This is a genomic window from Nocardia neocaledoniensis (assembly GCF_029868625.1).
Lineage (GTDB): Bacteria > Actinomycetota > Actinomycetes > Mycobacteriales > Mycobacteriaceae > Nocardia > Nocardia neocaledoniensis_A.
Map to the genome: position 1 here is coordinate 1 of NZ_JARWOJ010000320.1, position 12499 is coordinate 12499.

13 protein-coding genes are annotated in these 12499 nt (G+C 69.9%); 3 read left to right on the forward strand and 10 right to left on the reverse strand.

Translation table 11 applies throughout. The features are described from left to right. Positions 1-144 precede the first annotated feature (144 nt). From QH270_RS24025 to QH270_RS24035, 3 genes are read right to left on the reverse strand one after another with little or no spacing between them, the layout of a single operon-like run. On the reverse strand, positions 145-801 hold the full coding sequence (locus QH270_RS24025) for an isochorismatase family protein (RefSeq protein WP_280346349.1): 657 nt from the start codon (positions 799-801) through the stop codon (positions 145-147). A 29-nt stretch (positions 802-830) separates the two neighbouring features. After that, positions 831-1979 (reverse strand): isochorismate synthase, encoded by a 1149-nt coding sequence (locus QH270_RS24030; protein ID WP_280346350.1) that lies wholly within the window; start codon positions 1977-1979, stop codon positions 831-833. Beyond that, positions 1976-2821, reverse strand: coding sequence for an SDR family oxidoreductase (locus tag QH270_RS24035; RefSeq protein ID WP_280346351.1), 846 nt, complete (start codon positions 2819-2821; stop codon positions 1976-1978). The genes QH270_RS24030 and QH270_RS24035 overlap by 4 nt, the downstream gene beginning before the upstream one ends. A gap of 87 nt (positions 2822-2908) precedes the next feature. On the opposite strand from QH270_RS24035, the gene QH270_RS24040 reads away from it, so the two are divergent. Then, positions 2909-4564 carry a (2,3-dihydroxybenzoyl)adenylate synthase gene (locus QH270_RS24040; protein ID WP_280346352.1) on the forward strand — a complete coding sequence of 552 codons (1656 nt, stop codon included), beginning with the start codon at positions 2909-2911 and terminating at the stop codon, positions 4562-4564. Between the two features lie 40 nt (positions 4565-4604). Here QH270_RS24040 and QH270_RS24045 read toward each other — a convergent pair whose 3' ends face one another. Genes QH270_RS24045 through QH270_RS24075 form a run of 7 tightly spaced genes read right to left on the reverse strand, consistent with a single transcriptional unit; the run spans position 4605 to position 10766 of the window. After that, the gene (locus QH270_RS24045; RefSeq protein WP_280346353.1) at positions 4605-4820 is read right to left on the reverse strand and encodes a phosphopantetheine-binding protein; all 216 of its coding nucleotides are present in this window, start codon (positions 4818-4820) and stop codon (positions 4605-4607) included. A gap of 2 nt (positions 4821-4822) precedes the next feature. Continuing rightward, positions 4823-5662 carry a siderophore-interacting protein gene (locus QH270_RS24050; protein ID WP_280346354.1) on the reverse strand — a complete coding sequence of 280 codons (840 nt, stop codon included), beginning with the start codon at positions 5660-5662 and terminating at the stop codon, positions 4823-4825. Continuing rightward, positions 5646-6878, reverse strand: a complete 1233-nt coding sequence (gene entS / locus QH270_RS24055; RefSeq protein ID WP_280346355.1) for an enterobactin transporter EntS — start codon at positions 6876-6878, stop codon at positions 5646-5648. Before entS ends, QH270_RS24050 begins: the two co-directional genes overlap by 17 nt. Then, positions 6875-7888, reverse strand: coding sequence for an ABC transporter substrate-binding protein (locus QH270_RS24060; protein WP_280346356.1), 1014 nt, complete (start codon positions 7886-7888; stop codon positions 6875-6877). Before QH270_RS24060 ends, entS begins: the two co-directional genes overlap by 4 nt. A gap of 4 nt (positions 7889-7892) precedes the next feature. Further along, a complete protein-coding gene (locus QH270_RS24065) occupies positions 7893-8705 on the reverse strand; it encodes an ABC transporter ATP-binding protein (protein WP_280346357.1) in 813 nt (270 codons plus the stop codon). A gap of 10 nt (positions 8706-8715) precedes the next feature. After that, a complete protein-coding gene (locus QH270_RS24070; protein WP_280346358.1) occupies positions 8716-9771 on the reverse strand; it encodes a FecCD family ABC transporter permease in 1056 nt (351 codons plus the stop codon). Beyond that, positions 9768-10766 carry an iron chelate uptake ABC transporter family permease subunit gene (locus tag QH270_RS24075; protein WP_280346359.1) on the reverse strand — a complete coding sequence of 333 codons (999 nt, stop codon included), beginning with the start codon at positions 10764-10766 and terminating at the stop codon, positions 9768-9770. The genes QH270_RS24070 and QH270_RS24075 overlap by 4 nt, the downstream gene beginning before the upstream one ends. 158 nt (positions 10767-10924) lie before the next feature. Between QH270_RS24075 and QH270_RS24080 the strand changes: the two genes are divergently transcribed. Next, on the forward strand, positions 10925-11641 hold the full coding sequence (locus QH270_RS24080) for a hypothetical protein (RefSeq protein WP_280307220.1): 717 nt from the start codon (positions 10925-10927) through the stop codon (positions 11639-11641). 191 nt (positions 11642-11832) lie between these two features. After that, positions 11833-12471 (forward strand): MspA family porin, encoded by a 639-nt coding sequence (locus QH270_RS24085; protein ID WP_280346360.1) that lies wholly within the window; start codon positions 11833-11835, stop codon positions 12469-12471. The last annotated feature ends 28 nt before the right edge of the window (positions 12472-12499 follow it).

Here is a 12499-nt window from a genome sequence, read left to right on the forward strand (position 1 = left end):
ACCCAACACCCCCCGCCCCCCCGGGGGGGCCGGGCCCCGGCGGGGGGGGGGCCCCCCCCCGGCGGAGGTTGGTTAGCCTAAGTTTTGTTCGTGTCGCGGATTGTGGCCCGCGTCACCTAAACCGCCGGTGACGCGGACCGCGTATCAGGCGTCGGCTTGGATACGGGCCGGATCGAGCTGGCGCAGCAGCTCGTCGGTGCCGGTGACGGCACCGCAGCGCCGCGCGACATAGTTCAGCGCCATCACGTGCTCGTCGCGGCTGAAGTCCGCGGTCGCGTCGTGGACGAGGAACGGGCGCACGTCGCCCATGAACGCCTCGGCGGCGCTGAGCATGCAGCCCATGTGCGTGTAGACGCCGGTGACCAACAGCTGATCGCGCTGGTAGTAGCCGAGCAGCTCGCGCAGGTCGGTGCGCTGGAACGCCGAGTACCGCCACTTGGTGACCTGGATGTCCTGCGGCTCGGGCGCGAGGGCGTTGATCACCTCGGTGTCGGCGCCCTCGGCCATCCCGCTGCCCCAGAAGTCGGCCAGGATGCCGCGCCGGGACGGGTGCTGGTTGCCGGGCTGCATCGTGTAGATCACCGGGATGTCCAGCTCGTGGCAGCGATCGCGGAGCCGGGCGATGTTCGCGATCAGGGTGCGGGCCGGATCGCGGTGCAGGTCGTAGGCGTCGAGGAAGTACTGCTGCATGTCGTGGATGAGCAGCGCGCAACGCCCTGGCTCGGCGACCCAGTCGACCTGCGCGGGGGTGAACTCGTCGGCGCCCGGCATCGGATAGGGCGCGATCGGGGGGATAGGCATGACGATCTCTCGTTCGGGGGAAGCCGGCCTCAGCCGACGGTGACGGGCAGATCCGCGATACCGAGCGGACCGAGGATGCGCTGGAATTTGCCGGTGGTCTCGGCCAATTCGGCGGCCGGATCGGACGCGGCGACGATCCCGCCGCCCGCGTGCGCGAGCAGGGCGGTGCCGTCCGCGGACAGTTCGGCGCAGCGGATGCTCACCATCCACTCGCCGTTGCCGTCGGCGTCGCACCAGCCCACCGCGCCCGCGTAGAAGCCGCGCTCGCCTTCGAGCTCGGCGATCAGGCGCGCCGCGGCTCCGGTGGGCGTGCCGCAGACCGCCGGGGTGGGATGCAGGGCGACGGCCAGCTCCAGCGCGGACGGACCGGCGAGCGGGACCGTCGCCGTGAGGGGCGTGCCCAGGTGCCACATCGCCGGTGTCGAGGTGAGTTCCGGTGCGGGCGTGACGACGTCGGCACACCGGTCACTGAGCACGGCGGCGACCTGGTCGACGACGTAGCGGTGTTCGGCGTGGTCCTTGGCCGAGGTGAGCAGGGCATCGGCGGCGTTTCGATCGGCGCCGGGATCGTCGAGGACCCGGCGGGCCGAGCCGGCCAGCGGATGACTCAGCACCTCGGTGCCGGTGCGGCGCACCAGGATCTCCGGGCTGGAGCCGACCAGGTGGCGGCCGGTGTAGCGCCCACCGGCGGCGGACAGGTCGACCAGGAAGCCGTTCGACAGCGGATCGGAATCGACCATCAGGTCCAGGATGTCGAGCGCGCGTACCGGTGTCGCCGACACCGCGCGAAGCGCCCTGGCCAGCACCACTTTCCGGACCGGATGCGCGGGGTCGGCGAGGAGCTCGACCGCCGCGGCGACGCGGCGCTGGTGTTCCTCCGGCGCGGGCACCGCCTCGTCGAGTTCGAAGGCGGGTACCGGGACCTGCGGCCGGGGCAGGTGCGGCGAATCGGTGACGGTCACCGAGTCCGGCGCCCACAGCGCCGTCGGTGCGCCGGGGGTGAAGGGCAGCGCGCCGACGATGTGGCTGATCCGGCCGCTGCGCAGCGCGGTCACCGCGTCGTGCGCCGAGCGGAAGATCGTCCCGCCCGCGGACGCGGACACGGTCCGCCGTGGACGGGACAGCACGAAAGCGGGGTCTGAACTGTCGGTACTGATGGTGATCACCCTTTCGGTCACATATCTAGCGTTGCGCCACCGTCGACCCGCAGGTCGTGCATGGTGATGTGGCGGGCGCCGTCGGACGCCAGGAAGTCGACGGCCGAGGCGATGTCGGCGGGAGCGGCGATGCGGCGCAACGGGATGCCGAGCCGGTAGGCGGCGGGATCGCCGTCCAGCAGCGCGGTCTCGGCGGCCGCGTCGAGCGGGTCGCCGCCGAACATGTCGCGCAGCATGGCCGTGTCGGTGGAACCGGGGGAGACCAGATTCACGCGCACACCCAGCGGAGCCACCTGCAGGGCGAGGGATTTGGTGAACGCGGTGGCGGCGGCCTTGGCGGCGCCATAGGCGGCCATGCCGATCCGGGGCGTGGCCGCGGCGTTGGAGGAGACCACGACGATCGCGCCGCGTCCGGCGGCGGCCATGTCGGTGGCGGCGCGCTGGGTGACCAGCATGGTGCCGGTGGCGTTCACGGCGAGGCAGTGCGACCAGCGCGCGGGGTCGAGGGCGAGCGGGGTCCCGTCGACCATGACGCCCGCCGCGTGCGCCAGCACCTCGACGGTGCCGTGCTCGGCGGTGAGCCGATCGTAGGCGGCGTTGACCGCGTCGGGGTCGGTGATGTCGACGGTGACGCCGTGCACCGTGGCGCGCTGCGTGGATGCCGTTGCCGCACCGGCACTTCCGGCGTGGTCGCGTTCGATGGCATCATCGAGGGACGCGGCGGTCTCGTGCACGGCCGGATCGAGGTCCCACAGCGAGACCACCCGATCCCGCGCCGCGAATCGCGCGGCGATGGCGGCGCCGATACCCCCGGCCGCGCCGGTGACGACGACGATCCGCCCACTGGAATCACCCTTAGACATGAGGTTAGCCTAACCTGAATATATCGTCGGATGGTTAGCTTCCCTCATAACCTCCGGCCGCAACACCGGAATGCCCGCTGGAAAGAGGTGCTCGACTTGACCGAACCCGTACTCCCCGGCTTCACCCCGTGGCCCGCTGACCTGGCCCAACGCTATCGAGACGAGAAGCTCTGGGTCGGTGAGACATTCGGCGACATGCTCGCCGCGCGCGCCGCCGCCACACCGGATCGGATCGCGGTCCTCGACACCGCGCACCGCTGGACCTATGCCGAACTGCACCACCGGGCGCGGGCCCTCGCCACCGGCCTGGCCCGCCTCGGGATCGCGCGCGGCGAGCGGGTGCTGGTGCAGCTGCCCAATCGCGCCGAATTCGTCGAGGTGATCTTCGCGCTGTTCGAACTCGGTGCGCTGCCGGTGTTCTGCCTGCCCGCGCATCGCGCCGCCGAACTGGTCCCGATCGCCGAGGCCGCCGCGGCGACCGCGATGATCACCAGCGGGACCCACCAGCGCTTCGACTACGCCGCGCTGGCGGAGTCGGTACGCGCCGAGGTGCCGGGCCTGCGCCACGTCCTGCTCGTGCTCGACGAGGGACAGAGCGCGCCCGAAGGTGCCCGTGACCTCGCCGAATTCCGGGACGAGCCGACGGATCTGCCGGGGCCCGACGCCGCCGACGTCGCGTTCCTGCAGCTGTCGGGCGGCAGCACGGGCATCCCGAAACTCATCGCCCGCACCCACGACGACTACCTCTACAGCGTGCGCCGCAGCGCCGAGATCTGCGAACTCGACGGCGACACCGTCTATCTCGCGACGCTGCCGGTCGCGCACAACTTCCCGATGAGTTCGCCGGGCATCCTCGGCGCGCTGTGGGCCGGTGGCGCGGTGGCGATGACCCCCGATCCCACGCCCGCGACGGCCTTCCCGCTGATCGAGCGATTCGGCGTCACCATCACGGGTCTGGTGCCGCCGCTGGCGCGACTGTGGACCGAGCGGGCCGAAGCGGGGGAGACCGCCGATCTGTCCAGCCTGCGCGTGCTCCAGGTGGGTGGCGCGCGCTGCCAGGACGAACTGGCCCGCCGGATCGGACCCGCGCTCGGTGTCACCCTGCAGCAGGTGTTCGGGATGGCCGAGGGCCTGGTCTGCTACACCCGGCTCGACGATCCGATCGACGTGGTCGTGAGCACCCAGGGACGGCCGATGTCGGAGTTCGATCAGATCGCGGTGGTCGACGACAACGGCGCCGAGGTGGCGCCGGGTGCCCAGGGCAATCTGATCACCCAGGGCCCGTACACGATTCGCGGCTACTACGACAACCCCGAGGCCGATGCCCGCAGCTTCACCGCCGAGGGCTGGTACCGCACCGGTGACATCGTCTCGGTGCGTCCGGACGGCAACCTGGTGGTCGCGGGCCGAGCCGGTGACTGGGTGAACCGCGGCGGGGAGAAGGTGTCGGCCGAGGAGCTCGAGGCCCACCTGCTCGAACACCCCGACGTGCGCGACGCGGTGATCGTCGGTACCCCCGATCCCGTTCTCGGCCAGCGTATCTGCGCGTTCGTGCAACCCGTCGATTCCGCGCGGCGGCCCACCTTGACCACGGTGCGCAAGTTCGTCAGGGGCCGTGGCGTGGCGGCGTGGAAGATGCCCGACGCGGTCGTCGTGGTCGACGAGTTCCCCGAGACCGGTGTCGGCAAGACCAGCCGAAAGGAGCTGCGCCAGTTGCTCGCCGAGGGCGCGCACGGCAACTGACCCCGGCCGGGGTGGCGTGCCCGGCACGCCACCCCGCGGCTCAGGCCAGCAACTCGATCCAGGAACCGAGGACGGGATCGCCCGCGAGCGTGGGAAAGTCGATGTCCGCATGTCCAGCCCCCCGCCATTTCTCCACCAGCGACATGATCCGCACCGAATCGAGTCCGGCGTCGAGCAGATCGGTCTCGGCGTCCAGTTCGGTCGCCTCGACCCCCAGCGCTGTCGCCACGTCGGCGATCACCTGTTCGTCGGTCATGGTCATTCCTCTCGATCGAAGTCGGCGACGCCGCGCTTCCAGTACCCGGCGATGAGTGAGTCCTTGGGACCGATGCCCAGGTCGTTGCGGACGATCTTGCGTACCCCGCGCAGACACCCGGCCTCACCGGCCACCCACGCGAAGACGCGGTGTCCGGCAGGCACTTCCACCGTGCGTACGGCCTGCTCGAGCACGTCGCTGGTGCCCGGCTCCAGGTCGCCGCGGTGCAGCCAGCGCACGCTGACGCCGGCGGGCGGGTCGAGCGGGATCTCCTCGGCGGGCCCGGCCACCTCGATGAACGCCCAACCGGTGGTGTCGCGCGGCATGCGCTCGAGCCAGCGGGCGATCGCGGGCAGCGCGGTGATGTCACCGGCGAGCAGGTAGTCGTCGTAGGTCTCCGGGATGACGACGCCGCCGGGCGGGCCCGCGATGTGCACCTTGGTGCCCGGGGTGACCGAGGCGGCCCAGTCGGAGGCGAGACCGCCGGGATGGATGACGAAATCGACGTCGAGTTCGCCGTCGGCGACACTGTGCCTGCGCACGGTGTACTCGCGTGAGATCGGACGTGGGTTGCCCCACTCGAGCATCGTGCCCTCGAGCTTGGGCAGCCGGAGCGCGCCGTCCTCACCGGGGAAGATCAGGCGCACATGCTCATCGGGCACGTAGCTGTGGAACTTCGCGATATCGGGGCCGCCGAAGGTGATCCGCAGCAGCGCGGCGCCGACGGGAACGACCCGCAGCACCTCCACTTCCTGCAGGCCGATCGGGTACGGGACCTTGGCGTAGTGGTCCCCGGCGAGCACCTCGGCGATGTTCGCGGCGTAGTCACTGCGATCCTTCACCGTTTTCCTTTCTGTGCAGCGGCCCGGCGACGAGCGCCATCAGGCCGGTGAGTACGAGGACGGCGACGCCGTAGAGCACGAGCGCGCGTCCGGGAGCGAAGGTCTGGCCGACGACACCGGCCACCATGGAACCGACCGCGGTACCGGTGACCGACTGCACCATCAGCAGCCCCGACATGCGCCCACGCATGTGATCGGGCGCGGCCTGCTGCAGCATGGCGTAGCGCAGCACCATGTTCACCGCCCTGGCCAGGCCGAACCCGGCCAGCCCGAGGAACACCAGGGCCGCGTGCGACCAGAGTCCGGCGGCGATCACGCCGATCGGCATCAGCGCGAGCGAGATCAACAGGGCCCGTCCGGTATTCACGCGACCCATCCAGCCGCTGGTGAGCGTGCCGAGCACCGCGCCCGCGCCGGGCGCCGCGTAGAGCAGGCCGAGCGTGCCAGGTCCGGCGTTCAGTTCGACATCGGCGAAGGCGGGCAGCAGCACCAGCGGTCCGCTGACGAGCATCCCGATCAGGCCGGTCGCCAGGATCAGCCGGATGGATTCGTGGCGCAGGGCGAAGGAGATCCCGGAAGCCAACTCGCGCAACGGGTTCTGCAGGTCGCGCTGTGGTGGTGGCGACGGCCCGATCGCGGTGATGAGCCCGACGGTCGCGGTGGTGGCGAGGGCACACAGGAAATAGGCCGTGGCCACACCGGTTTTCGCGACGAGCAGCCCGGCGATCGCCGGGGTGACCATCGTGCCGAGGTCGGTGGTCAACGAGACCAGCGCGCCCGCGGCCGCCACCTTCTCGCGACCGACCAGCACCGGCACCATGGCCATCAGCGCCGAACCGCTGACCCCGCCCGCCAGGCCGTCGATGACGGCGGCGAGGTAGATCGCGGGCAGCACCGGATCGGGCAGGATCGCGTTCACGCCGAGCAGCAGGAACCCGAGACCGGCCGCGCTGCGCGACCACTGGATCACCGTGCGGCGGTCGTACCGGTCGGCGACCACGCCACCGGCGAGACTGCCGAAGAACAGCGCCGCCGCGGTCGTGGTGGCGACCCCGGCGACCTGCACGCTCGATCCGGTCAGCTCATAGACCTGCAGCGGCAGGGCCACCATGAGCAGCCCGATGCCGAGCACCGACACCAGCCGCGCCGCGAACGCGCACCGGAAGGCGCGCGAGGCCCGCAGCGGGCTGATATCGATGAGCAGCCCCGAGGTCACTTGAAGCGCTCCACGAGCAGATCGAGGGTGGTCATCACGGTGCGGTAGTCGGGGCGCGAGCTGGTCGCCGGCAGTTCGAAGACCTTGTTCTGCTGGAAGGAGGGCAGCGAGGCGTAGAGCGGGTCGGCGCGCAGTTCGTCGAGCGAACGGCCGCCGCTGAGCGGGATGGTGAACATCACCGGGGCGTCGATCACCGTGTTGATCAGCTCCGGGCTGAAGCTGATGAAGTCGGCGCTCTGCTCCTTGGCGGGGTTACCGGCCTTGGCCTCCACCTGCGTGTCCAGCGTGAACCCGACCTCGGCGAGCAGGGCCGGCAGGGCGGCGGTCGGCACGAAGACGGTCGGCTTCTGGCTCTTGATCGACTGGAACACCACGGTCGCGCCCCCGGGCGGCTTGATCTTGCCCTTGGCCTCGGTGAGCTTGGCCTGGTAGTTCGCGATCAGGGTGTCGACATTGGCCGGCTTGTTCACCGTTTCGGCGATGAATCGCAGCTGGTCCTGCCAGTTGGTGGTCTCGGTCGGCATCAGCACGGTCGGGGCGATCGCGCTGAGCTGGTCGTAGGCGTTGACCGACTGCTGGCCCGGGTAGCCCTGGCCGCCACCGATGATCAGATCGGGGCGCTGCGCGGCGATGAACTCGAGGTTGATGTTGTCGCCGGACGGCACGGCTTGCGTGCCCTGTGCCTTCGCGTCCTCGGCCCAGCCGGTCGGGAACTCGCCCGGCTTGTTGGGGACGCCGAGCAGCCGTGGGTCGGCGGCGACGACCTTCGCCTCGAGGTCGTAGAGGTAACCGGCGAGATTGCCGTTGAGCACGACGACGCGCTGCGGATCGGCGGGCACCTTGATCGGGCCCTTCGCCGAGGGCACCTCACGGGGACCGGCGTCGGCGGTGTCGGAGGACGAGCTGCCACAGCCGGTGAGCACCGCGACCAGCGCGAGAACCAGCAGGGCGAGGGCGGCGCGGAGACGGCCCGAGGAGCGGTTGGTGAACATGGACGGGGTTTTCCTCATTTCTTCAGTGCACCGGAGCGGCGTTCTCCGCCAGCGGAATCACCAGTGGCGTACCGGTTTCCGGGTCGTCGATGATCCGGCAGCGCAGCGAGAACACCTCGTGGACCAGGTCCGCGGTGACGATCTCGGCGGGCTCGCCGGTGGCGACGATTCGTCCGTCTCGCATGGCGATCAGGTGATCGGCGTAGCGGAACGCGTGGTTGAGGTCGTGCAGGACCGCGACGACCGTGCGTCCGGAATCGCGATTGAGCGAGCGGCACAGGTCCAGCAGCTGGATCTGGTAGGCGATGTCGAGATAGGTGGTCGGCTCGTCGAGCAGGATGATGGGCGTCTGCTGGGCGAGCACCATCGAGATCCACACGCGCTGGCGCTGACCACCCGAGAGTTCCTCGACCGGCCGCGCCGACAACTCGGCGACCCCGGTGGCCGCCATGGCCTCCGCCACCGCCTCCTCGTCGGCGCGCGACCACTGCCGCAGCAGCGTCTGATGCGGATAGCGGCCGCGGGCGACGAGATCCGCCACCCGGATACCGTCCGGCGCCGTCGAGGTCTGCGGCAGCAGGCCGATCTGGCGGGCCAATTCCTTGGCCGGATAGTCGGTCACGGGTTTGCCGTCGAGCAGCACCGTCCCGGAATCCGGGGGGAGCAGCCGGGCCAGCGCGCGCAGCAGCGTGGACTTGCCGCAGGCGTTCGGGCCGATGATCACGGTGAACTTCCCGTCCGGAATGTCCACGGAGAGTTGATCACTGATCGTGCGGCCCTTGTACCCGAGCCGGACCTGGTCGGCGCGCAACCGCGCGGCGTGAGTGTCGTTCATGTCGCTTTCCCTATTTCCGTCGCGCCTCGGCGACGAGCAGATACGCCAGGTACAGACCACCGATGGACCCGGTGACGATGCCGACCGGGATGGTGGTCGGCGCGAACGCGTGCTGGGCGATCCAGTCGCAGGTGACCAGCAGGGTCGCGCCCATCACCGCGGCAGGCAGCAGCGCGATCGATGGGGTGCGGGTGAGCTTGCGCGCCAGGTGCGGTGCGGCGAGCGCGACGAACGCGATCGGCCCGGCCACCGCGGTGGCCAGCGAGGTGAACGCGACGCTGAGCGCGATCAGCCAGCCGGTCGCCTTGCCCGCGTCGAGCCCGAGGGCGCGGGCGGTGTCGTCACCGAGTTCGAGGATCTGCAAGCGGGGCGCGGCCGGGATCAGCGCCAGCGCCAGCACCGCCAGGATGCCGACGGTCGGTGCCACCTGCGGCCAGGACAGGCCGTTGAGCGAACCGGCGCCCCAGGCCGCCGCCGACATCGCCGCGTCCAGGTCGGCGCGCATGATCAGCCAGGTGTTGATCGAGGCGAGCATCGCGCTCACGCCGATGCCGACGATGATCAGCCGGAACCCGGTGACGTTGTGCCGGAAGGCGAGCAGGTGGATCACCAGTGCCGCGCCGAGTCCGCCGATCATCGCGCCCGCCGCGGTCTGGAACTGTCCGCCGCCGAGGGTCAGGATCACCAGCAGCGCGCCGGTGTAGGCGCCGGTGCTGAAGCCGATGATGTCGGGACTGCCCAGCGGATTCCTGGTCACCGACTGCAGGATCGCGCCGCTCACACCGAGCGCGGCGCCCAGCGCCAGCGCCAGCAGGATGCGCGGCAATCGCCAGTCCCACACCACGAGCCGGTCGAACCGTTCGTCGCCGACGAACAGCGCGCGCAGCACGCGCGCGGGCGCGATCTGGAAGTCGCCGCTGCCCAGCGCGAGCACGGCGGTGGCGACGGCGATCGCCAGCAGGATCGCGCACACCACCAGCGTGCGCACGCCGATCCTGGCGGTGAAGGGCACCCGCGGCGGCCGCACGATGAGCATGTTGCGGCCGAAATCGATCTTCGTACTCATGCGGCTGCTCCCACTCGCGAGCGGCGGGCCAGCCAGATCAGCATGGGCGCACCGAGGAACGCGGTGACCAGGCCCGCGGGCACCTCGTCGGGACGGATGATGATGCGGCCCAACACATCCGCGGTGAGCACCAGCAGCGGCGCCAGCACCAGCGAATACGCGAAGATCCAGCGCTGATCGGGGCCGACCAGCCAGCGGGCGATGTGCGGGACCGCCAGGCCGACGAAGGAGATGGGCCCGACGGCCGCGGTCGCCGTGCCACACAGCAGCACCAGCGCGAGCGCGGTGAGGAGCCTGGTCCTGGTGACGTGCACGCCGAGCGAGCGGGCCAGATCGTCGCCGAGGGCGACGGCGTTGAGCGAGCGCGCGCAGACCGCGGCGATCAGCAGCCCGACCACGATGAACGGCGCGGCGCCCGCGATGACGTCGAACCCGCGGCCGGTGAGCGACCCGGCGTCCCAGCGCCGCATCTCGTCGAACGCCTTGGGGTCCACCAGGATCAGGCCCCTGGTGAGGCCGACGAGTACCGCGGTGGCCGCCACACCGGCCAGGGTCAGCCGGATCGGGTCGGTGCCCGAGTGGCCCGCGGTACCGAGCTGGTAGACGACCATCGACACGAGCGCGGCGCCGACGAACCCGAACCAGACGTAGGACGTGATCTCGCTCACGCCCAGCAACCCCACCGCGATCGCGATGGCGAAGGCGGCGCCCGCGTTCACCCCCAGCAACCCGGGATCGGCCAGCGGATTGCGCGTCAGGCCCTGCATCAGGCAGCCGGCGACGCCGAGGGCGAGTCCGGCGAGCAGTCCGAGGATCGTTCGGGGCAGCCGGTATTCGGCGACGGTCACCTGGTCGGGCGAGATTTCCGGACCGGTCAGCGCCTGCCAGACATCGGCGAACGGAATCGACTTCGTGCCGACAAGCAGGCTGAGCAAACAGGCCGCGATCAGCAAGGCGACCGCCAGCAACCAGCCGCTCCAGCGCGGACTTCTCATCAGGGTTCTCTCTCGCAACGAACGTCGGACAGGTCAGAGGTTAGCCTAAGGAACGTCTTGATAGGTGAGGCTTACCTAGCTATGGTCCTGGTTCGTTCGGTTCGCAAGCCTCGGCGCCGCGCAGTTTCACCACGAGGAACACGAAAGGCACACCCCCCGTGAAAATCACCAAGCTCGCCCTGCTGGCCTCGTCCGTCAGCGTCGCGCTCGGCGTCATCGCCGGTACCGCCCACGCCGCGCCCGCCGCGGAACCGGCCGCGATCAACTACACCGCGACCACCACCGAGACCTCCACCATCATCGGCACCGACGCGGGCTCGATGGTCGTCGAGGACGGCGTGTTCAAGATCAAGGCTGCCGACGGTACCACTGTCGCCGGATCCGAATTGTCCTTCCGTGTGGACGAATTCGTCTTCCCGATCGCCGCGGAGATCTCCGGCCGCACCGCGACGCTGACCCCGCAGTTCGATATCACCAAGGCCACGTACAAGCCGGTCGCGCTGCCCTACGAGGACAAGGCGCCGTGGAAGAGCGAGTACGACCGTGAGCAGGCCGCCTGGAGCCGCATGACCGGCACCATCTCGCTGGGCGCCAGCATCGCCACCCTGGTCGGCGGCATCGGCGGCGCGGCCGTCGGTTGTGTGCTCGGCGGCCTGGCCGGCGCGACCATCGCCGCGGCGACCATCGTCGGCATGTTCGGTCCGTTCATTCCGGCTGCCGGTGTCGGCTGCATCGCGGGCATCATGGCGATCGGCGCGCTCGGCACCGTCGCGGGTCAGATCCTGATCACCGCCCCCGTCGCGATCATGGCCGCGGTGCAGTACTTCACCACCATCAACTCGCCGATGCCGAACAACCCGCAGCCTGCCAAGTAGGCCGCATCAGAAACCTCGTCGAGGGGACAACTCGAGGAGAAGTGAAATCCCACCCGTCTCGCACCGGGTGGGATTTCGCTGTATTCAGTTAGTTTAAGCAAAGTCTTGATAGGTGAGCCTGGCCTGACTTAATGTTCCAGACTGTTCAAGATCGGTACAAACCGGTCATAACAGTGATGAGGACTTCCACGATGCGAAAAATCCTTGCCGCCACGGCGTTGGCCGCGGCCACCCTCGCCGTCGCCGGCGGACCGGCGAACGCGGACACCTTCGTTCCGCTACCCGACGGTGAGAAGGCCGGCCCCGGTGTGACGATCAAGCGCGTGGGGGAGAGCGCGCTGATCTCGCCGTCGATGGCCGCCAACGGCGCGGGCCGGGTGGCATGGGTGAGTGGAACCGTGTACGCCGACGTCACGGAAACCCCTAAGGGCGAACCGAAGCCGTTCATCGGCGGCAACAACGCGCCGGGCACCAACAACTCCTCGACGCACGGCGCCTCGCGGATCAGCACCGGCTACGTCGTCGGCTGCCAGGTGGCCATCTCCGACAGCGCGGTGTCGGCCGGTCTGTCCGGTGGCGTCTCGACCAGCGGCGTCAGTGGCGGCGGGTCCATCGGCGTGCAGCTGGGGCCGGGCGACGTGAAATTCGTCGGCGTGGAAGGCTTCGACATCGTCGAGGCGGGCAACTATTACGTCAGCTACAAGGACGTCGAGCTGCAGATCCAGGGGTGCGGCGGTTACGCGCAGGCCCGGTCGTACACCGTCGTCGAGATCATCGGTGACAACTACTCCAAGACCACCCTCTACGGTGCCCCCTTCAGCATCGGCTGACTCGCCGCTCGACGATTAGGAATCTCTC

Coding starts and splice junctions, on each gene's coding strand:
- QH270_RS24025 (WP_280346349.1), bottom strand. CDS start 801: ATGCCTATCCCCCCGATCGCGCCCTATCCGATGCCGGGCGCCGACGAG.
- QH270_RS24035 (WP_280346351.1), bottom strand. CDS start 2,821: ATGTCTAAGGGTGATTCCAGTGGGCGGATCGTCGTCGTCACCGGCGCG.
- QH270_RS24045 (WP_280346353.1), bottom strand. CDS start 4,820: ATGACCGACGAACAGGTGATCGCCGACGTGGCGACAGCGCTGGGGGTC.
- QH270_RS24060 (WP_280346356.1), bottom strand. CDS start 7,888: ATGAGGAAAACCCCGTCCATGTTCACCAACCGCTCCTCGGGCCGTCTC.
- QH270_RS24065 (WP_280346357.1), bottom strand. CDS start 8,705: ATGAACGACACTCACGCCGCGCGGTTGCGCGCCGACCAGGTCCGGCTC.
- QH270_RS24070 (WP_280346358.1), bottom strand. CDS start 9,771: ATGAGTACGAAGATCGATTTCGGCCGCAACATGCTCATCGTGCGGCCG.
- QH270_RS24075 (WP_280346359.1), bottom strand. CDS start 10,766: ATGAGAAGTCCGCGCTGGAGCGGCTGGTTGCTGGCGGTCGCCTTGCTG.
- QH270_RS24085 (WP_280346360.1), top strand. CDS start 11,833: ATGCGAAAAATCCTTGCCGCCACGGCGTTGGCCGCGGCCACCCTCGCC.